Genomic DNA, 19,845 nt, shown 5'->3' with positions numbered 1-19,845 from the left:
CTGGCTACAAGCGTTTCGCCACGCGCTTCGCGCTTTCTGGCGACCTACTTTTGTCAGTCGCGACAAAAGTAGGCAAAAGCGCTCTTACAGGCGGCTGAACGGGCAGTGGCTTCCGGACTGTGTCGGTGGGCCGGTGGTCGGCCCGCGCCCTGGCTCACTCCGGCTGCGGGTTACAGTGGCCCCGGATGCATCCGAGAAGCCAGGGCCAGGCCGATCGTCGCTGGTCGGCCACGACCGTCGACCGAAGCGGCCTGTGTCCGAACCGAGCCAGCAGCAATGATCCGGCTTCGCTTCGGGCTCTGACCCCTCTGTACCCGGCAAGCCCTTCTATCTCCGCGGCACTGCGCGATTTTTCGCGCCACGACCCTCACCGGAGGGCAAACCCCGACCGGTACGCGTGCTTGTAAAAAAGCCCTTTTGGGTACTTTTGTGGCGTTTGACAAAAGTACCTCGCCAGAAAGGGGACGAAGTCCGCGTGGCGAAACGCTTGTAGCCCCGGGAAGCAACCACCCCAAGACGAGCAGAACACCAGAAGCAGAACACCCGCCCACCGAAGGGCCGTTCACCGAACCAAGCCGGAAACAACCATCCGGCTTCGCCAAGCGTTCAGAAACCCCTGTACCCGGCAAGCCCTTCCCACTCCGCGGCACTGCGCGATTCTTCGCGCCACAGCCCTCACCGGAGGGCAAACCCCCACCGGTACGCGCGCTTGAAAAAAGCCCTTTCGGGTACGTTCGTGGCGACGGCCGAACGCACGTTCGCCCCACGTGAAGCGCCTGTGGCCCTCCGAATCGATCCAGCCGCCGGGGGATTCCCCTGCGCATTGCGTGTTCATCCGCGATCAGCTGCGGACCACGAAAAAGGCCCGGCGACATCGGCCGGGCCTTCGGGGCTTGCTTCAGCAGCGAGCTCAGTTGGCCTTGTGGATGGCTCGCTTGTCGACGGCCAGGGCGGCTTCGTGGATGGCCTCCGACAGGGTCGGATGGGCGTGGACGATGCGGGCCAGGTCTTCGGCGGCGCCGTGGAATTCCATCGTCACGACCACTTCGCCGATGAGCTCCGAGGCGTTGGCGCCGATGATCTGGCAGCCCAGCAGTTGGTCGGTCTCGGCGTCGGCGATGATCTTGACCTGGCCGGAGGCATTGCCCATGGCCAGGCCGCGGCCGGTGGCGGCAAACGGGAAGGTTCCGACGCGGTACTCGACGCCGGCGTCCTCCAGTTCGCTTTCGTTCCTGCCGACCCAGGCAATCTCCGGGTCGGTGTAGATGACCCAGGGAACCGTGTCGAGGTTGATGTGGCCGGCCTGGCCGGCCAGGGTCTCGGCCACCGCAATGCCTTCTTCGGACGCTTTGTGCGCGAGCATCGGGCCGCGAACCAGGTCGCCGATGGCCCAGACGCCCTCGGCCTTCGTCCGACAGTGGCCGTCGACCTCGACCTGGCCCCGGTCGGTCAGCGTGACGCCGCTGTCGTCGGCCACGAGCCCGTCGCTGGCGGCGCGGCGGCCGACCGCGACCAGCAGCTTGTCGAACACTTCCTCGTGCTCGTCCTTGCCGTCGGTGTAGCTGACCCGGACCTTGCCGTCGTCGACCGTGGCGCCGCTGACCTTGCAGCCCATGCGGATATCGAGCCCCTGTTTCTTGAACTCGCGCTGGGCGATCTTCGCCATGTCGCGATCGAGCACCGGAAGGAAGTCGTCGACGGCTTCGAGCAGCACGACTTCGCTGCCCAGGCGACGCCAGACGCTGCCCATTTCCAGGCCGATCACGCCGGCGCCGATCACGCCGAAACGCTCCGGCACCTCGGGGATTTCCAGCGCGCCGACGTTATCGAGAATGTGTTCGTTGTCGACCTCGACATTGGGGATCGAAAACGGCACCGAGCCGGCGGCCAGCACCACGTTCTTCGCCGTGGCGGTGTACTTGTCGCCGTCGTTCGGCGTGACCTCGACCTGACGGTCGGCGAACAGTTTGCCGCGGCCGTTGACGAACTCGATCTTGTTGGCCTTGAACAGCTGGATCAGGCCGCTGTTGAGCTGCTTGACCACTTTCCGCTTGCGGGTCAGCATCTTGTCCACGTCGATCGAGACATCGCTGGTGGAGATGCCGTGCTCGGTGTAGTCGTGCTGGATGTGGTGGAAGTGCTTCGACGAGTCCAGTAGCGCCTTGGACGGAATGCAGCCCACGTTCAGGCAGGTGCCGCCCGGCGCCGGCTTGCCGTCCTCGCCCTGACGGTCGTCGATCAGCAGGGTCTTCAGGCCCAGCTGGGCGGTGCGGATGGCGCCGGCGTACCCGCCCGGGCCGCCGCCGATGAAGATTACGTCGAATTCGTTGTCTGCCATGGCTGTATTCGTCTCTGTTCGGGTGTCGGGGCGACGCCGAACGTCGCCAGCGTTTTTCGCGCAAAGCCCAGGGGCGAGGGAAAAGGGGCGAGGGGCCGGTAGAACCGGGCGCGCGGCCTGCTCGTCCCTCGTTGCTTCCCCTCGTCCCCGTAGTTCAGAGGTCGAGGAGCAGCCGGGCCGGATCTTCCAGCGCTTCCTTGACCGCAACCAGGAACTGCACGGCATCCTTGCCGTCGATGATGCGGTGATCGTAGGACAGCGCGATGTACATCATCGGCCGAACCACGATCTCGCCGTCGATCGCGACCGGGCGCTCCTTGATGGTGTGCATGCCCAGGATCGCGCTCTGCGGTGCGTTCAGCAGCGGCGTCGACAGCAGCGAGCCGAACACGCCGCCGTTGGTGATCGAGAAGGTGCCGCCCTGCAGGTCCTCGAGCTCGATCTTGCCGGCGCGCGCCTTGTCGGCGTAGTGGGCGATCTGGCGTTCGATCTCGGCCAGGCTCAGCTGGCCGGCGTTGCGCAGCACCGGTACCATCAGGCCGCGGTCGGTCGACACCGCGATGCCGACGTCCTGGTAGCCGTGGTAGACGATCTCGTCGCCCTCGACCGCCGCGTTGACCACCGGGTGCTTGTCCAGCGCCTCGCAGGCGGCCTTGACGAAGAACGACATGAAGCCGAGCTTGACGCCATGCTTGTTCTGGAAGGCGTCCTTGTACTTCGAGCGGATCTGCATGACTTCGTGCAGGTCGACTTCGTTGAACGAGGTCAGGATGGCCGCCGTGTTCTGGGCTTCCTTCATCCGCTCGGCGATGCGCGAGCGAAGGCGCGACATCTTGACTCGTTCGACCGGACGGCTGCCGCCGCCGGAAATGTGCTTGAGCATGTCGCCCTTGGTTACCCGGCCGTCGCGGCCGGTGCCCTCGACGCTGGACGGGTCGATCTCGTTGTCCGCGGCCAGCTTGCGCGCCGAAGGCGACGGCCGGGCATCGCCGCCCGACGAAGGCGCGGGGGCCGGTGACGATGCGCGATCGCGGTCGTCGTCGGCGTCCTTCTTCCTGTCGGTGCTTTTCTTCTCGTCGGCGTCGTTCGCTTCGTCGTCCGACGACGCGTCCTCGGCGTCGTCGCCGTCCTGGTCGTCTTCGGGCACTTCGCCTTCCTTGATCGCACCGAGGACCTGGTCGGCGGTGACGGTGTCGCCTTCCTCGGCCGAGATCGACTCGAGCACGCCGTCGGCGGGCGCCGGGACTTCGAGCACGACCTTGTCGGTTTCGAGGTCGACCAGGTTCTCGTCGCGTCGAACGGTGTCGCCGGCCTTCTTGTGCCACTTGGCGACCGTAGCGTCGGAAACCGATTCGGGCAGGGTGGGGACCTTGACTTCAGTGCTCATGATGGATCCTTGGGAAAGACGTGAAAACGTGACTCATGATTCGATGCCGAGCGCATCGCGAACCAGCTTCTCCTGCTGTTCCACGTGCACCTGGTAGTAGCCGACGGCCGGTGAGGCCGACGGCGAGCGGCCGGCGTAGTCGAGCGACTGGTCGTCGCGGACGCAGGCCTGCAGGTGGTGCCGGATCTGGAACCAGGCGCCCTGGTTCATCGGTTCTTCCTGGCACCAGATGACCTGCTCGGCCTTCTTGTACCGCTCGATGATCGCGGTCAGTTCATCGCGCGGGAACGGGTAGAGTTGTTCGACGCGGACCAGCGCGACGTGGTCGAGCTCGCCGTCGGCTTCGTCCCGCTTCCTGGCCAGGTCGAAGTAGACCTTGCCGGCGCAGAAGACCACCCGCTCGACCTTGTTCGGGTCGGGCGCGCTCGGGTCGTCGATGACCAGCTGGAAACGGCCTTCGGCCAGGTCCTCGAGGCTGGACACCGACTGCTTGTGGCGCAGCAGGCTCTTCGGCGTCATGACGACCAGCGGCTTGCGGTAGGGCCGAACGATCTGACGGCGGATCAGGTGGAACCACTGGGCCGGCAGGGTCGGGACGCAGACCTGGATATTGTTGTCCGAGCACAGCTGCATGAAGCGCTCGAGCCTGGCCGAGGAGTGCTCCGGACCTTGGCCCTCGTAGCCGTGGGGCAGGTACATCACCAGCCCGCACAACCGGCCCCACTTGGCCTCGCCGGAGGTGATGAACTGGTCGATGACGACCTGGGCGCCGTTGACGAAATCGCCGAACTGCGCTTCCCAGATCACCAGCGTGCCCGGGTCGGCGGTCGCGAAGCCGTACTCGAAGGCCAGCACCGCTTCCTCGCTGAGCAGCGAATCGATGATCGCGACGCGGTTGCCCTGTTCGGCCAGTTCGGCCAGCGGCGTGATCGAGCGTCCGTCTTCCTGGTTGAACAGCACCGCGTGACGGTGGAAGAAGGTGCCGCGGCCGGAGTCCTGGCCGACCAGGCGCAGGCCGGTACCGTCCTCGACCAGGCCGGCATAGGCGAGGGTCTCGGCGAAGCCCCAGTCCAGCGGCGCCTCGCCGGCCGCCATCTTGCGACGCTGGGCGACGATGCGGTCGACCTGCTTGTGCAGCGTGAACCCGTCCGGCAGCGTGGTCAGACGTTCGGACAGTTCGCGGATGCGCTCGACCGGCATCGAGGTGTCGGCATCGATTCGCCAGTCGTTGTCGAGGTACGGCGTCCAGTCCACGGTGGTCAGCGCGTCGTCGCTGTCGACGAGATCGACCACCGGTTCGCCGGCGTCGAGCCGGTCGCGGTAGTCCTTCTGCCATGCGTCCAGCTGCTTGCGCTCGACCAGGCCGTCGCTGATCAGGCGGTTGGAATACTGGGTGTAGACCGAGTCCAGGTTGCGGATCACTTCGTACATGCGCGGCTGGGTCGCGGCCGGCTCGTCGGCCTCGTTGTGACCGAGGCGGCGGTAGCAGACCAGGTCGATGACCACGTCCTTCTTGAACTCGCGCCGGAAGTCGGCCGCGACGCGGGTGACGAACAGCACCGCTTCGGGATCGTCGGCGTTGACGTGGAAGATCGGCGCCTGGACCATCTTGGCCACTTCGGTGCAGTACAGCGTCGAGCGGGCGTCGATCGGGTTGCTGGTGGTGAAGCCGATCTGGTTGTTGACCACCACGTGCAGCGTGCCGCCGACCTTGAAGCCGCGGGCCTGCGACATGTTGAACAGCTCCATGTTCACGCCCTGACCGGCCAGCGCCGCATCGCCGTGGATCAGCACCGGCAGGACCTGCTCGTAGTCCTGGTCGTCGAGCCTGTTGATCCGGGCCCGGGCGGAGCCTGCGACCACCGGGTTGACGATCTCGAGGTGCGAGGGATTGAACGCCAGGGCCAGGTGCATCACGCCGCCGGGGGTGCGCACGTCCGAGGAGAAGCCCATGTGGTACTTGACGTCGCCGGAGCGGGCCGGGTCGTCGTTCTGGATCGTGCCTTCGAATTCGGCGAACAGGTCGCCCGGCGACTTGCCGAGGATGTTGACCAGCACGTTCAGGCGGCCGCGATGGGCCATGCCGATGACCATTTCGCGGATGCCCTGGCTGCCGGTGTGACGAATCAGGGTGTCGAGCAGGGGAATGAGGCTTTCGCCGCCTTCCAGCGAGAAGCGCTTCTGACCGACGTAGCGCGAGTGCAGGTACTTCTCCATGCCTTCGGCCGCGCCGAGCTTGTCGAGCAGTCGCCGGCGATCCTCGACCGGCAGCCGGTAGTCGCCGCGCGCGCGTTCCAGGCGCTGCTGCAGCCAGCGGCGCTGGTTGGTGTCGGTGATGTGCATGTACTCCACACCGACGGTGCCGCAGTAGGTGCGCTTGCAGATGTCGACGATCTCGCCGAGTTGCAGGCGATCGGGCGCGGCCAGGCTGCCGGTGTGGAAGGTGGTGTCGAGGTCGGCATCGCCGAGGTTGTGGAAATCGAGATCGAGGTCGGGCACGTTCGGCCGCTCGCTGAGGCCCAGCGGATCGAGCCTGGCCCGCTGGTGCCCGCGGACCCGGAACGCATTGATCATGCGCAGCACGCCGGCCTGCTTGAAGTCCTCGGCCGCCACTGGAATGCCGCCGCGCTGGGCCTGACGCGCCAGTGCTTCGAATTCCTCGGCGATCGCGCGGTGGCGGGTGTCGTCCCGGGCGCCGCCGAGCAGTTGTGAAAACGGCTCGCGCCAGTGCGCCGGCACCGAGTCCGGATCGTCCAGCCAGGCTTCGTAGAGATCTTCGACGAAGGCAGCATTCAGACCGGACAGGTGGGAGGTCCGGTATTTCTGCTCCAGGGTTTCGGTCATCGGTCGGAAATCGGGCGCTCGGCGCGTCACGCGGACAAGTCGAAAATTATAACGCTTGCGGCCCGTCGGTAGGGCGCTCTCCGCCTTACGACGATGGTCGCACCAGCTCGTTCTGCTCGATCAACTGCTCGAGCACCGCGCGCGCCTCCTCGTCGTCCGGCAGGCGATCGATCCGTCCGGTCCGGCACAGCTGGCGGGCGAAATCGGCCGGGCACGACCACTGCTGGCCGTTGACGAACAGCAGCCCGGAGTCGCTCCAGGCCAGCCGGGTGCCGGGACGGACCTGGAGCGGCGGCTCGAGGTCGAGTTCGGCGTCGTCGTCGCCGTCGTCGGGCGACCACTGGCGGTAGGCGGTCAGGGTCTGGCCCAGCCAGGCGGTCAGTGCCGCGTCGTCGAGCTGCACGGCCTGGGCCAGCAGGCGCCGGGCGTGCTGCAGCAGGGTCTGGTCGATGCGTTCGGCCCGCTCGGTGTCGAACTTCAGCGGATTCAGCCGCGGCAGCCGGGCCTCGTGCTCGCCGAGGTAGGCGGCCAGTTCGGCCAGCAGCTCGGCCGACGACGGGGCGCGCAGGCCCACCGACCAGGTCTGGCAGGTCTGCTGGGCGATGCCGTGGTGGGCGATGCCGGCCGGGATGTACAGCACATCGCCGGGCTCGGCCAGGCAGCGCGACTCGGCCCGGAAGTTGCGCAGCACGGCCAACTCGAAGTCCTCGTTGAGGTCGGGCTGGAAGCTGCCGGCCAGCTCCCACTGACGGGCTCCGGCGGCCTGGACCAGGAACACGTCGTAGGCATCGACGTGCGGTCCGACCGAGCCCCCGGGGCCGGCCTGGCTGACCATGATGTCGTCGAGCAGCCAGTTGGGCAGGAAATCGAAGGCCTCGAGGAGCTCGGCGACCTGGCGGAACTTCTTGTCCATGTCCTGGACCAGCAGCGACTGGTAGGGCCGGTCCAGCGGCGGCAGGTCCTCGCCGTCGAACGGGCCGTATTCCAGGGTCCAGTCGAGATTCTCGAACGAGCCGGTGACCAGGCGTGCGGCCAGGTCATCGTCGGCCGCGGCCCGGGCCAGCTGGTCCAGGCCGAGGGCGGCCGGCTTGAGCCAGCCACGGATCAGCAGCGGCTTGCGCTGCCAGTATTCATCGAGGAAGCGGCGCGCCTCGAACGTCTCCCATTCGGCCAGCTCGATCGGTTTCATCGGCGTGGCTCCGTCACGTGTAGCGTTCGATCAACCGCGCCATCGCCGCGGCGTTGCCGGTGTAGTCGGCCGGGGTCAGCGCCAGCAGGCGGTCGCGGTCGGCCTCGGGCAGCTCCAGCGTCGCAATGAACTCGCGCACGGCCTCGGCGTCGATCCGCCGGCCCCGGGTCAGCGCCTTGAGCTTCTCGTACGGGTGCTCGATGCCGTGCAGGCGCATCACGGTCTGGATCGGCTCGGCCAGCACTTCCCAGGCCGGGTCGATGTCGGCGGCGATCCGTGCCGGGTCGGGTTCGATCCGGTCGAGACCGCGCTCGATCGAGCGCCAGGCCAGCAGGCAGTAGCCCAGGGCGCTGCCGATCGAACGCTGCACGGTGGAATCGGTGAGGTCGCGCTGCCAGCGCGAGACCGGCAGCTTGGCGGCCAGGTGGTCGAGCAGCGCGTTGGCCAGGCCGAGGTTGCCCTCGCCGTTCTCGAAGTCGATCGGGTTGACCTTGTGCGGCATCGTCGAGGAACCGACCTCGCCCTCGACGGTCTTCTGCGCGTAGTAGCCCAAGGAGATGTAGGCCCAGCTGTCGCGCGCGAAATCCAGCAGCACGGTGTTGATCCGCATCAGCGCATGCGCGGTCTCGGCGATCATGTCGTGCGGCTCGATCTGGGTGGTGTAGGGGTTCCAGACCAGGCCGAGGTCCTCGACGAACCGCCGCGCCAGCTCGGGCCAGTCGACGCCGGGGCAGGCGGCCAGGTGGGCGTTGAAGTTGCCGACCGCGCCGTTGATCTTGCCGGTGATCTCGACCCGGGCCAGGGTCCGGCGCTGGCGGCGCAGGCGAAAGACGACGTTCGCCAGTTCCTTGCCGAGCGTGGTCGGCGATGCGCTCTGGCCATGGGTGCGCGACAGCATCGGCAGATCGGCATGGTCGACCGCCAGTGCGGCCAGGCGGCGGTCGAGGTCCGACAGCACCGGTTCGAGCACCACCGTCAGCGCGTCGCGCAGCATCATGCCGTAGGCCAGGTTGTTGATGTCCTCCGAGGTACAGGCGAAGTGCACGAACTCGCTCGCATCGGCCAGCGTGGGTCGTTCGGCGAAGCGCTGCTTGATCCAGTATTCGACCGCCTTGACATCGTGGTTGGTGGTGCGCTCGATCGCCTTGACGGCCTCGGCGTCGGCCTCGGAGAAGCCGGCTTCCAGCTGCTCGAGAAACGCGATGTCCTCGGCCGACAGCGTCGGCAGCGCGTCGAATTCGTCGCAGTCGGCCAGCTGGCGGAACCAGCGCAGTTCGACGATCACGCGATGGCGGATCAGCCCGGCTTCGGAAAACCGTTCGGCCAGCGGGCGGAGACGGGCGGCGTAGCGGCCGTCCAGCGGCGAAAGCGCAGTCAGTGCGGTGGAGTCCATGGATCGTGGGTCGTCGTGGGCCGGGTCGCCGGTGGTCGGCACAGGCCGGGGATTCTACCGTTCCCCGCGCGGCCCCGTTGCACGGGTGCCGGATGAACCCTGTCAACCGTCGACCGGCGTTCCCGGGACGGTCGATGTCGAGTCGCCGGCCGGCCGTGTCCTTTCGGCCGGTTCCATGGGCGGTTCCGTCGGTTCCGTCGGTTCCGGCGGCGGAGGCGGCGGCAGCAGCGGCGGCAGCTCGGTGACCCGGATCAGCACACCGAAGCGTTCGCTGTCGAACCAGGTCCAGCGCTCCGGCCGGATCACGCGCGACTGGGCCAGCCGGTGGACCTGCCAGCCTGCATCCGGGGCGCCGATCGGCTCGTTGACCGGCTCATTGACCCGCATGTCGCTGGTGGCAGGCCCGGAGCTCGGGCGATCAGCGGGCGCGCCCGGCTGCCGTGGGCGCTCGACCGGCTCGCGCCAGTGCAGGTCGATCTCGGCATGCAGGAACTGGCGCTGGACCAGCGCCACGCTGCCGTCGAGGCGTGGATCGGCCTTCGGAACCGGGGGCAGGGGCGGCAGCGGCGGGTCCCCGGCAATGTCCGAGTCGTCGAACGGATCGGGGGCCTGCGGCGCGGCGCCGGCATCGATGCTGCGGCGGTCCATCGTCGATGTCGCGCCGGTGAGGGCGGGGGCGCCGGTCGTTTCGGCGGTATCCGGCGCGGTGAGCACTTCGCGCTGGATGATCACGTCGTCGTGGACCCGGACCGGCAGCGGCCGGCGCGGCGTCCCGGCGGTCTGGATCCAGGCCAGCCGGGTGACCGGCCGGAAGCCGCCGTCGCCGGTCAGCCGCCGCTCGGCATCGAGCAGCGTCTCGGGCGGCGGACGCAGCGCCAGCCAGCGCGGTGCGCGTTCGACGATCTCCGGCGTCTCGCTGGACGTTCGCGCCTCAGCGTCATCGCCATCGTCTTCCGGCGGCAGGATGCCGGTGCGCGGGGCCAGCGGCCGGGGCAGCGGCAGGCCGACGGCGTCGGTCAGCCTGGGCCACAGCGGGTCGAGCGCCCGGGCCAGCCGATCGAGCAGCGCTGGATCGGCGGCGATTCCGACGTTCTCCAGCGCCTCGGCCGGCCAGGCATCGGAGCGGGGCACGGCAGGTTCGACGACCAGCACCTCGACCCGATACTCGGTCGGCGGATCGTCCTGTGCACGAGCGTCCTGTGCGGCGATCAACAGGCCGGCTGCGGCCAGCGCAAGCCGCGTCGCAAGCTCACCCGGAATGGCGGTTCGAGTCATGCCGTCGAGTGTACTGGATCGGACTTCGCGCCTTTCGTCCGAAGCCGCTCGATCAGGTCCTCGGCGACTCCGACCCGGTCTTCCAGCGACTCGAACTCGCCGTGGATGCGCAGCCGGTCGGAGTCGGGCAGCGAGTAGCTGTGGGCTTCCTTCTGGATCATCCGGATCAGTTCGGCCATGTCGATGTTCGGCTTCGGCAGGAACTCGATCCGGCCGCCGGCCGGGCCGACCTCGAGCTTGCGGATGCCCAGCGTCCGCGCCTGCAGCCTGAGCGCCGCGGCGGTGAACAGGTGTTTGACCGGGTCGGGCAGCAGGCCGAAGCGGTCGATCATCTCGACCTGCAGGTCGTACAGGGCCTCGGGGCGGGTGGCCTGGGCGATGCGCTTGTACAGCACCAGCCGCTGGTGGACGTCGGGCAGGTACTCGTCGGGGATCAGCGCCGAGGTGTGCAGGTCGACCTCCGAGGCGATGTCGACCGGTTCGTCCAGGTCCGGCTCGATCCCGGCCTTCAGCGCCTCGACGGTGCGATCGAGCAGCTCGGAATAGAGCTGGAAGCCGATCGCCTCGATCTGGCCCGACTGGTCCTCGCCGAGCAGTTCGCCGGCGCCGCGGATCTCGAGGTCGTGGGTGGCCAGCGTGAACCCGGCGCCCAGTTCTTCCAGCGACTGGATGGCCTCGAGCCGCTTGCGGGCATCGGTGGTCAGCGAGCGCCACGGTGGGGTGATCAGGTAGGCATAGGCCAGGTGATGCGAACGACCGACTCGGCCGCGCAGCTGGTGCAGCTGGGCCAGGCCGAACTTGTCGGCCCGGTTGATGATGATGGTGTTGGCGGTCGGCACGTCGATGCCGTTCTCGATGATCGTGCTGGCGATCAGCAGGTTGATCCGGCGGGCATAGAACTCGCGCATCGTGCGCTCCATCTCGCCCGGACCCATCTGGCCGTGGGCGATGCCGATCCGCGCCTTCGGGAACAGTTTCTGCAGGTCGTCGGCCACGCGGGCCTGGCTCTTCAGGTCGTTGTGCAGGAAATAGACCTGGCCGCCGCGCTGGAATTCACGACTGATCGCATCGCGGATCGTGCCCGTGTCCCATTCCGAGACGAAGGTCCGGACCGCCATCCGGCGCGACGGCGGGGTGGCGATGATCGACAGTTCGCGCAGCCCGGTCATCGACATGTTCAGGGTGCGCGGGATCGGCGTTGCGGTCAGCGTCAGCAGGTCGACCTCGGCCCTGAGCTTCTTGAGCTGCTCCTTCTGGCGCACGCCGAAGCGCTGCTCTTCGTCGACCACGACCAGGCCCAGGTCCTTGAAGCGCACGTCGCCCTGCAGCAATCGATGGGTGCCGATGACGATGTCGATCGAGCCGTCTTCCAGGCCGGCCAGCGTGGCCGCGGTCTGTTTCTTGCCGCCGGTGCGCGAGAGCAGCGCGACCTGGACCGGCCAGTCGGCGAAGCGGTCGGCGAACAGGCGATGATGCTGCTCGGCCAGCAGCGTGGTCGGCGCCAGCAGCGCCACCTGGCGGCCGGCGTCGGTGACCGCGAAGGCGGCGCGCAGCGCGACTTCGGTCTTGCCGAAGCCGACGTCGCCGCAGACCACCCGGTCCATCGGGCGGGCGGCGCGCAGATCGGCCAGCACCGCTTCGATGGCGTTCTGCTGGTCCTCGGTTTCCTCGTACTCGAAGCCGGCCGAGAAGCGGGCGTAGAGGCCGCGATCGAACTCGGCCGCGCGACCCTCGCGGGCGGCCCGGCGAGCCTGCAGGTTCAGCAGCTCGGCGGCCACGTCGCGAACCTTCTCGGCGGCCTTGCGGCGGGTCTTCTTCCAGCGCTCGGAGCCGAGCTGGTTCAGCGGCACCCGGTCGGGGTCGGCGCCGGTGTAGCGGCTGACCAGGTGCAGGTCGGTGACCGGCACGTAGAGCTTGTCGCCGCCGGCGTACTCCAGGGTCAGGAACTCCCCGCGGCTGTCGCCGACGTCGAGCACTTCCAGGCCCAGGTAGCGGCCGATGCCGTGCTCGAGGTGCACGACCAGTGCCCCGGCCTGCAGGTCGGCCAGGCTGCGGACCAGGCTTTCCGGGTCCTGGCCCGAGCGGCGCTCGCGCCGGACCGTCCGGGTATGGCCCGGAAACAGTTCGGCCTCGGTCAGGATGGTGATGCCGTCGTCGGCCAGTCGGCAGCCGCCGGAAAACGGCAGCACGGCCAGCGCCAGCCGGTCGTCGCCACTGACGAAGGCCGACCAGGACTCGATCATCTTCGGCGTCAGCCCGACCCGCTTGAGGTTGTCGTGGATCAGCTCGCGCCGGCCGGCGGTATCGGCGGCCAGCAGCACCCGGCCCGGCCCGGACAGCACGCCGGCGGCGGCGTCGGCGGCGGTATCGAGATCGAGCTTCGGCGGTGCATCGAGGACGGCCCGCGCCGGCGCACGGCGCGTGACCCGGACCGCGCAATCGGTCTTCAGTGCATCGATCAGCTCGCGGGCGTCGAAGAACAGCTCGTGCGGTTCGAGCACCGGGCGCTGGCGGTCGCCCTGGCGCTGGTCGTGGCGGAACGCGACCTGTTCGGCGAACTCGGTCGCTGCGGTCTCGACGCCGTCGAGTACCACCAGCCGGTGCGGTTCGGGCAGGTAGTCGAGCAGGCCGGAGGTCTCTTCGAAGAACAGCGGCAGATACTGTTCGAGACCCTGTGCGTGAATCGCTTCGCCGACTTCCTGGTACGGCAAGGCATGGCGGAGGTCGATGTCGAATCGATTGCGGAACCGGCGCCGGAAATCGCTGCGCGCGGCGTCGTCGAACGGGTATTCGCGGCCCGGCAGCAGGCGCACCGCGTCGAGCCGACCGGTCGAGCGCTGGTCGTCGGGATCGAAGGTGCGGATCGATTCGATCTCGGTGTCGAACAGCTCGATCCGGTACGGTGCCTCGGAGCCCATCGGCCAGAGATCGAAGACCGCGCCGCGCAGCGCGAACTGGCCCGGCTGCCAGACCTGGTCCGCATTGGTGTACCCGGCATCGCCGAGTTGGCTGCGGAAGCCGTCCAGATCGAGGTCCTGGCCGACCTTCAGGTCGATGTTGCGGCCGAGTAGCCACGATCGCGGGGCCAGCCGCTGCATCAGCGCGCTGACCGGCGCGATCACGATGCCGTCGCGGCGTGCCGGCAGCCCGGTCAGCACCTCCAGCCGTCGCGAGATCAGGTCCGGATGCGGCGAGTACAGGTCGTAGGGCAGGATCTCGAGGTCGGGAAACAGTTCCGCCCGCGGGCCGTCGAGCTGGTTCAGATCGTCGCGCAGCCGTCGCGCGGCGTAGCCGTCCGCGGCGGCCACCAGCACCGGCCCGCCGGCGCGACGGGCGAATGCCGACAGCGCCAGGGCAAGGCCGAGGCCGTCGAGTGCCGGCCAGCCGACGCGATCCCCGGAGGCAGCGCGCGGTGGGGCGAGTACGGAAAAGGAAGCAGCCATGGGCGGAACGTCGGCGCGCAGAACGGCCAGTGGAAAAACGGGGCGGCATTGTAGCCCGCATCACGCGGAGAACCGGAAGCATCGCCTCGTTCAAGCGGCCCTGGTCGGCCCGGATCGACCGACCGGCACGCCCTCCGGCCAGGCGGTCCGGTATGCTTCCGGCGGGTGCACCTCGACACTGCCGATTTTCAGGAGAACAGCATGACGGAGTCCCATCGCAACTCACCGGTGGTCGTGATCTCGGGGGCGGGCGCCGGCCTCGGGGCGGCGATGGCGACGGCCTTCGCGGCCGACGGGTACCGCGTCGTGGTGACCGACCAGCATGCCGAGCGGGCCGAGGCCGTGGCCGGCGGGCTCGCCGGCGAGGGGCACTGGGCCTGTGTCCTGGACGTGACCGACAGCGAACAGTGGGCGGCGCTGGATGCCGCCATCGGCGAGCGCTACGGCCGGATCGACGTGCTGATCAACAACGCCGGCGTGGCCACCGGCGGCATGGTCGGTGAAACTTCGCTGGACGACTGGCAGTGGGTGCTCGACATCGACCTGATGGGCGTGGTGCGCGGCTGCCACCAGTTCGTCCGGCGCTTCCGCAGCCAGGGCTACGGCCACATCATCAACGTCGCCTCGTTCGCCGGCCTGGCCGGCGCACCGGCGATCGCCTCCTACGGCACGGCGAAGGCCGGCGTGGTTGCGCTGTCGGAAATGCTTCGCGCCGAGCTGGCCCCGGCCGGTGTCGAAGTCTCGGTGCTGTGTCCGGCGTTCGTGCCGACCCGGTTGACCGAGACGATGCGCGCGCCCGACGAAGGCTACGCCGAGCGCGTCCAGCGCTGGATGGCCCGATCGGGGGTCCGCGCCGAGGATGTCGCGGCGGTCGTGCTCGGCGCGGTGAAGCGGCCGAAGTTCATGTTGCTGACCCACCGCGACACGCGCTGGATGTACCGGCTCAAGCGATTCTTCCCCGAACTCTATTTTCGCGTCCTGATGAAGCAGGTCCGCAAGATGCTGCCGAAGCGCGCCGACGCCGCGCGCTGAGGCTGCCCGCCCGGACGGAGGGGTCAGCCGAGCTCGGCCAGCCGATCGGCCTGGTCGGCCTGGGCCAGTGGTTCGACCAGCACGTCGAGGTCGCCCTCGAGCACGTTGTCGAGATCGTAGACGGTCAGGCCGATGCGGTGGTCGGTGATCCGGCCCTGCGGGTAGTTGTAGGTCCGGATGCGCTCCGAGCGGTCGCCGGATCCGACCTGCAGTCGCCGGGCCGCAGCCTGTTCGTTCTTCTGCTGGGCCTGTTCCCGTTCGAGCAGTCGTGCGCTCAGCAGGGCCAGCGCGCGGGCCTTGTTCTTGTGCTGCGAGCGTTCGTCCTGGCATTCCACGACCAGGCCGGTCGGCAGGTGGGTGACGCGGATCGCCGAATCGGTGGTGTTGACGTGCTGGCCACCGGCGCCGGAGGCGCGGAAGGTGTCGATGCGCAGGTCGCCGGCGTCGATCTCGATCGCGTCGACGGCTGCGACCTCGGGCAGGATCGCCACCGTGCAGGCCGAGGTGTGGATGCGGCCCTGCGACTCGGTGGCCGGGACGCGCTGGACCCGGTGCGTGCCGGACTCGAACTTCAGCCGAGAATACGCGCCGCGGCCGGCGACCCGGACCACCACTTCGCGCCAGCCGCCGGCTTCGCCCGGCTGGCCGGAAATCATTTCGACGGTGTCCCCGCAGCGCTCGGCGTAGCGGGTGTACATCCGGAGCAGGTCGCCGGCGAACAAGGCCGCTTCCTGGCCACCGGTGCCGGCGCGAATCTCGAGGAACAGGTTGCGGGCATCGTTCGGATCGGCCGGCACGATCAGGCGTCGGAGTTCGCGCTCCAGTGGTTCGCGCTCGGCGGCGACTGCGTCGAGCTCCTCGCGCGCCATGGCCCTCATTTCATCGTCCTCGAGCAGGCCGCGCGCTTCGGCGTCCCGGTCGGCCAGCGCCTGCAGGGCGCGCGCGGTCTCGACGATCCGCTGCAGGTCGGCGTACTCCTTGCTGAGCTGCGCGAACTCGTCGGCGCGCTGGGCCAGGTCCGGTTCGGCCAGCAGTCGTTCCAGCTCCTCGAAGCGTTCGGCGGCCTGCTCGAGGCGGCGTTGCATGCCCGGATTCACTCGTCGTCTCCGTCGATCAGCAGTCGACGCGCGGCCTCGAGCAGCGGATCGTCACCGTGCTCGGCGGCCCTGCGCAGCGCGGTGCTCGGGGTGTGCAGCAGGCGGTTGGTCAGCCGGTGGCCGAGTTTGCGCAGCACGTCCTCGGCGTCATGGCCGGCGCCGAGGTCGCGCAGCGCGCGTTCGAGCAGGCGGTCGCGTTCGTCGATCGCCTGCTCGCGCAGCTGCTTGAGCGTCGCACTGGTCCCGTGCAGGTTCATCCAGCGCTGGAAGGCATGGGTCTGCGCGGCGACGATCTCGCGGGCCGATTCCAGCGCTTCGAGTCGCTTCTGGTGGCCGCGCTGGGCGATCTCGCGCAGATCGTCGATCGTGTACAGATAGACGTCCTCGAGTTCTCCGATTTCCGGCTCGACGTTGCGCGGCACCGAAAGATCGAGCACGAACAGCGGTTGTCGCCGGCGCCGGCGCAGGGCTTCGCGGACCATCGCCGAGGTCACCACCGGTTCCGGGCTGGCGGTGCTGGCCACGACCACGTCGTGTTCGTGCAGCGCCTCGGGCAGTCCGTCCAGTCCGATCGCCCGGGCGGCGAATTCGGCGGCCAGTTTCTCGGCCCGCCGCGGGCTGCGATTGGCGATCGTCATCCGGGTCAGGCCCTGGCCGGCGAAGTGTCGGCAGCAGTCCTCGATCATCTCGCCGGCACCGACCATCAAGGCGCCGAGGCGGCGGACGTCGCCGTGGATCTGGTGGGCCAGTTTCAGCGCGGCGAACGGCAGCGTGACCGGGTTGTGACCGATGCCGGTCTCGGTGCGCACGTGCTTGGCGGTCTGAAAGGCGTGCTGGAACAAGCGGTCGAGAATCGGCCCCAGCGTGCCGGCCGCGCGCGCTGCGGTCCAGGACTGCTTGACCTGACCGGTGATCTGCGGCTCGCCGAGCACCATCGAGTCCATTCCCGAGGTCACGGTCAGCAGGTGAGCGACTGCGGCATTGCCAGCGTATCCGTAGAGTTCTTCGCGGTAGGTGCCGGGCGCCAGACCATGCCAGTGGTGCAGCCAGTCGGCCAGCGCCGATATGCTAGCCTCGGAACCGACCACGTAGAGTTCGGTCCGATTGCAGGTGCTCACGATCGCGCATTCGTCGATGCCGATTTCCGCGTTCAGGGCAGACAAGGCATCGCCGAGCCGGTCCGGCACGAAAGCGAGGCGCTCGCGGACTGCGACCGGCGCCGTTTGGTGACTCAGCCCGAGGGCAAGAAGCGACATGCGCGAACCAGGTTCGGACAAACCCTACATTTTCGGCGTTCCCCGCGATCAAATCAAGGAAGCTCGACACATCCGCCGGCGATCGGTGTCGGTGGCCCGCGCCTGCGCCGCGTTCGGCCTGCTGGTGCTGCTCGTCGGCTGCGCCGGCACCGGCTCGAGCGATCGGACGCCGGCCCCGTCGATGCTGGACGAGGATCTGCAGGTGCTGGCCGACGCTCGCCAGGCCCGCGACGTCGGCGACTACGAGACCGCGCTGGCGCGCTATCTCGAGGCCATGGACCGGATCGACGAGCCGGAGGTGGCCGAAGAGGCGGCTCGACTGGCCGCGGCGCTGGACGCGTGGCCGGCCGTCGATCGCGCCACCGAACGCTGGCTGGCGCTGGCGCCGGAGCAGGCCGCACCGCGCCAGATGGCGGTGCTCAGCGCGTTTCGGCAGGGTCTTCCGGAGCTTGCCGGGCAGCGCCTGGACGCGATGATCGCGCTCGAGCCGAGCGCGCCGGACCTGTGGGGCGCGGCCACCGCGCTGCTGCCGGCCGCCGATTCGGCAACGACCGCCGAATCGTTGCTCGATGCGCTGATCGACCGACATGCGCCGGCCGATGATCCCGCGTTCGGCGATCTTCAGCGCAGCCGGCTGCAGGTTCAGCTCGGCCGCATCGACGCCGCGCTGGACGCCGCGGCGCGGGCCTTCGAGGCGCGCCCAGCCGAGGGCGTGGCGATGTGGGCCGGCAGGCTGGCCGAGGAAACCGGCGATGGCGAGCGGGCGCGGACCTTCTACGCCGCGGCCCGGCGTGCCGCCGACGATCCGGTCGGTCCGGGCCTGGCCGAAGTCGAACTGCTGCGCTCGCGCGGTGACGGCGAAGCGGCCCTGGCGGTGCTCGACGAGCTGCCGCAGAACCTGCGGGTGCTCTACGCGCGGACGCTTGTCGAGCAGCAGCTCGACCGTGCCGACGACGCGGCGACCAGCTGGGCGGCGCTGGTCGAGGTCGATGATGAAGGGGATCCCGCTCGGGCCGCCTGGCTGCGTGCGCTGGCCGCCGAGGCGATCGGTCGCGACGCCGAAGCGATCGATTGGTACGATCGAGTCCACGGCGCGGCGCGGCCGGACGCCGATCTGCGCCGGGCCGCGCTGCTCGGCGAGTCCGGTCGGCTGGACGAGGCGCGTGAGTTGCTCGCCGCAGTGCGCGCGCTGCCCGATCCCCGGCAGACCGAGCAGTCCTGGTTGATCGAGACCGAACTGCTGTTCGCCGCCGGGCGCGGCGACGAAGCGCTGAGCGTGTACAACGATGCCCTGATCGAGATGCCCGGCAGCAGCGCGTTGCTGTACGGACGCGCAATGATCGCGGTGCGGCTGGATCGTCTCGACCTGGCCGAACAGGACCTGCGCACGCTGATCCAGCGCGACCCGGACAATGCGCTGGCGCTGAACGCGCTTGGCTACACGCTGTCGGACCGGACCGACCGGCAGCGCGAGGCCTACCGCCTGATCGAGCGCGCGCTGGCGCTCGATCCTGACAACCCGGCCATTCTCGACTCGATGGGCTGGGTGCTGTTCAAGCTCGACCGGCCGGAGCAGGCGCTGCCGTACCTGGAACGCGCCGTCGACGGCGATTTCAACCCCGAGATCGTGGCCCACCTGGTCGACGTGTTGTGGACGCTGGAGCGCTTCGACGAGGCTCGCGACTGGATCGAGCGCGGCGAAGCCGCGTTTGCCGACGATGCGGTCTTTCGCGCCACCGTCGATCGCGTTGCGCCCGCGCCCTGATGCGCCGGACGCTATGGGCGATGGCGCTGGCCGGGCTGGCCCTGACCGGCTGCGGTCCCACCCGCGAGGTGCGGGAGCAGGGCGCCTGGCTGGCCGATCGCGCCGACTGGCTCGCAGCGCATCCGGAGTGGTCGGTCAGCGGCCGGCTCGGCCTGTCCGACGGAGAGCGCGGCGGCAGCCTGGCGTTCGACTGGGCCGCCGATGGCCAGACCCACCGGGTCCACTTGCGCACGCTGGCCGGCGGCCAGCAGTGGCGGCTCGAATTCGGCCCTGATGGCGCGCGCCTGACCGGCACCGACCTCGAGCCTCGCCTCGATCCCGACCCGGATCGGCTGGTCCGGGAGGCGACCGGCTGGCCGATTCCGGTGCGCTGGATGACTCGTTGGCTGGTCGGGATGCCGGCGCCCGAGCGTGCTCGGCTGGCCTTCGCGCCCGACGGTACGCTCGAAGCGCTGGCCGTCGATGACTGGTCGCTGGATTTTCGCCGCTTCTCGGTGCCGCCCGGCTACACGGTGCTGATGCCGGCCCGCATCGAGGCGCGCCTGCCGCCTTATCGCATCCGCGCCGCCCTGACCGGATGGTCGTTCGAGCGTCGCGATCTGCCGGCTTCCGGTCGCGTCCCGTCCGACGAGCCGCTATACTTCGCACCGCCGGCGCGGTTCTTGTCCGAACCGCTCCGGAGCGGAGCAGCACGCTAACTGCAGGGACGTCGCCAAGCTGGTTAAGGCACGGGGTTTTGATCCCCGCATTCGCAGGTTCGAGTCCTGCCGTCCCTGCCATCCCTTCGAGAATCCGAAGCGGGAGCCGATCGTTGAGCACGCCGTCG

At 68.9% G+C, this 19,845-nt stretch carries 12 protein-coding genes and 1 tRNA gene; 4 read left to right on the top strand and 9 right to left on the bottom strand.

Going from position 1 to position 19,845, the window contains the following annotated elements:
* Positions 1-910: 910 nt before the first annotated feature.
* The 7 genes from lpdA to mfd all read right to left on the bottom strand — a co-directional run bounded on the left by lpdA (position 911) and on the right by mfd (position 13,869).
* On the bottom strand, positions 911-2,338 hold the full coding sequence (gene lpdA, locus HFP89_RS03080) for a dihydrolipoyl dehydrogenase (protein ID WP_168716171.1): 1,428 nt from the start codon (positions 2,336-2,338) through the stop codon (positions 911-913).
* Positions 2,339-2,492: 154 nt separating this feature from the next.
* Complete coding sequence (sucB, locus tag HFP89_RS03075; RefSeq protein ID WP_168716170.1) at positions 2,493-3,725, bottom strand: dihydrolipoyllysine-residue succinyltransferase; 1,233 nt, start codon at positions 3,723-3,725, stop codon at positions 2,493-2,495.
* A 33-nt stretch (positions 3,726-3,758) separates the two neighbouring features.
* On the bottom strand, positions 3,759-6,569 hold the full coding sequence (locus HFP89_RS03070; RefSeq protein WP_168716169.1) for a 2-oxoglutarate dehydrogenase E1 component: 2,811 nt from the start codon (positions 6,567-6,569) through the stop codon (positions 3,759-3,761).
* 85 nt (positions 6,570-6,654) lie between these two features.
* Positions 6,655-7,758, bottom strand: a complete 1,104-nt coding sequence (locus HFP89_RS03065; RefSeq protein ID WP_168716168.1) for a cupin domain-containing protein — start codon at positions 7,756-7,758, stop codon at positions 6,655-6,657.
* Between the two features lie 13 nt (positions 7,759-7,771).
* Entirely contained in the window at positions 7,772-9,151 is a 1,380-nt protein-coding gene (gene purB, locus HFP89_RS03060) for an adenylosuccinate lyase (protein WP_168716167.1), read from the bottom strand.
* A 102-nt stretch (positions 9,152-9,253) separates the two neighbouring features.
* The gene (locus tag HFP89_RS03055) at positions 9,254-10,426 is read right to left on the bottom strand and encodes a CsiV family protein (RefSeq protein ID WP_168716166.1); all 1,173 of its coding nucleotides are present in this window, start codon (positions 10,424-10,426) and stop codon (positions 9,254-9,256) included.
* A complete protein-coding gene (gene mfd, locus HFP89_RS03050) occupies positions 10,423-13,869 on the bottom strand; it encodes a transcription-repair coupling factor (protein ID WP_168716165.1) in 3,447 nt (1,148 codons plus the stop codon). The genes HFP89_RS03055 and mfd overlap by 4 nt, the downstream gene beginning before the upstream one ends.
* 201 nt (positions 13,870-14,070) lie before the next feature.
* On the opposite strand from mfd, the gene HFP89_RS03045 reads away from it, so the two are divergent.
* Positions 14,071-14,901 carry an SDR family NAD(P)-dependent oxidoreductase gene (locus HFP89_RS03045; RefSeq protein ID WP_168716164.1) on the top strand — a complete coding sequence of 277 codons (831 nt, stop codon included), beginning with the start codon at positions 14,071-14,073 and terminating at the stop codon, positions 14,899-14,901.
* A gap of 23 nt (positions 14,902-14,924) precedes the next feature.
* On the opposite strand, the gene prfA is transcribed toward HFP89_RS03045, so the two are convergent.
* Both prfA and hemA read right to left on the bottom strand, forming a co-directional pair.
* Entirely contained in the window at positions 14,925-15,998 is a 1,074-nt protein-coding gene (gene prfA, locus HFP89_RS03040) for a peptide chain release factor 1 (RefSeq protein WP_168716163.1), read from the bottom strand.
* On the bottom strand, positions 15,995-17,254 hold the full coding sequence (gene hemA, locus HFP89_RS03035) for a glutamyl-tRNA reductase (RefSeq protein ID WP_168716162.1): 1,260 nt from the start codon (positions 17,252-17,254) through the stop codon (positions 15,995-15,997). The genes prfA and hemA overlap by 4 nt, the downstream gene beginning before the upstream one ends.
* Before the next feature lie 91 nt (positions 17,255-17,345).
* Here hemA and HFP89_RS16275 point away from each other — a divergent pair, with 91 nt between their 5' ends.
* From HFP89_RS16275 to HFP89_RS03020, 3 genes are all read left to right on the top strand, one after another.
* The gene (locus HFP89_RS16275) at positions 17,346-19,019 is read left to right on the top strand and encodes a tetratricopeptide repeat protein (protein ID WP_168716161.1); all 1,674 of its coding nucleotides are present in this window, start codon (positions 17,346-17,348) and stop codon (positions 19,017-19,019) included.
* The gene (locus HFP89_RS03025; protein WP_168716160.1) at positions 19,019-19,717 is read left to right on the top strand and encodes an outer membrane lipoprotein LolB; all 699 of its coding nucleotides are present in this window, start codon (positions 19,019-19,021) and stop codon (positions 19,715-19,717) included. Before HFP89_RS16275 ends, HFP89_RS03025 begins: the two co-directional genes overlap by 1 nt.
* Positions 19,718-19,721: 4 nt before the next feature.
* Positions 19,722-19,798, top strand: a tRNA-Gln gene (locus tag HFP89_RS03020).
* Positions 19,799-19,845: the final 47 nt, after the last annotated feature.

The sequence above is a fragment of the Wenzhouxiangella sp. XN79A genome (assembly GCF_012272825.1).
Taxonomy (GTDB): domain Bacteria; phylum Pseudomonadota; class Gammaproteobacteria; order Xanthomonadales; family Wenzhouxiangellaceae.
This window is presented reverse-complemented; position numbering and strand designations above follow the sequence as displayed.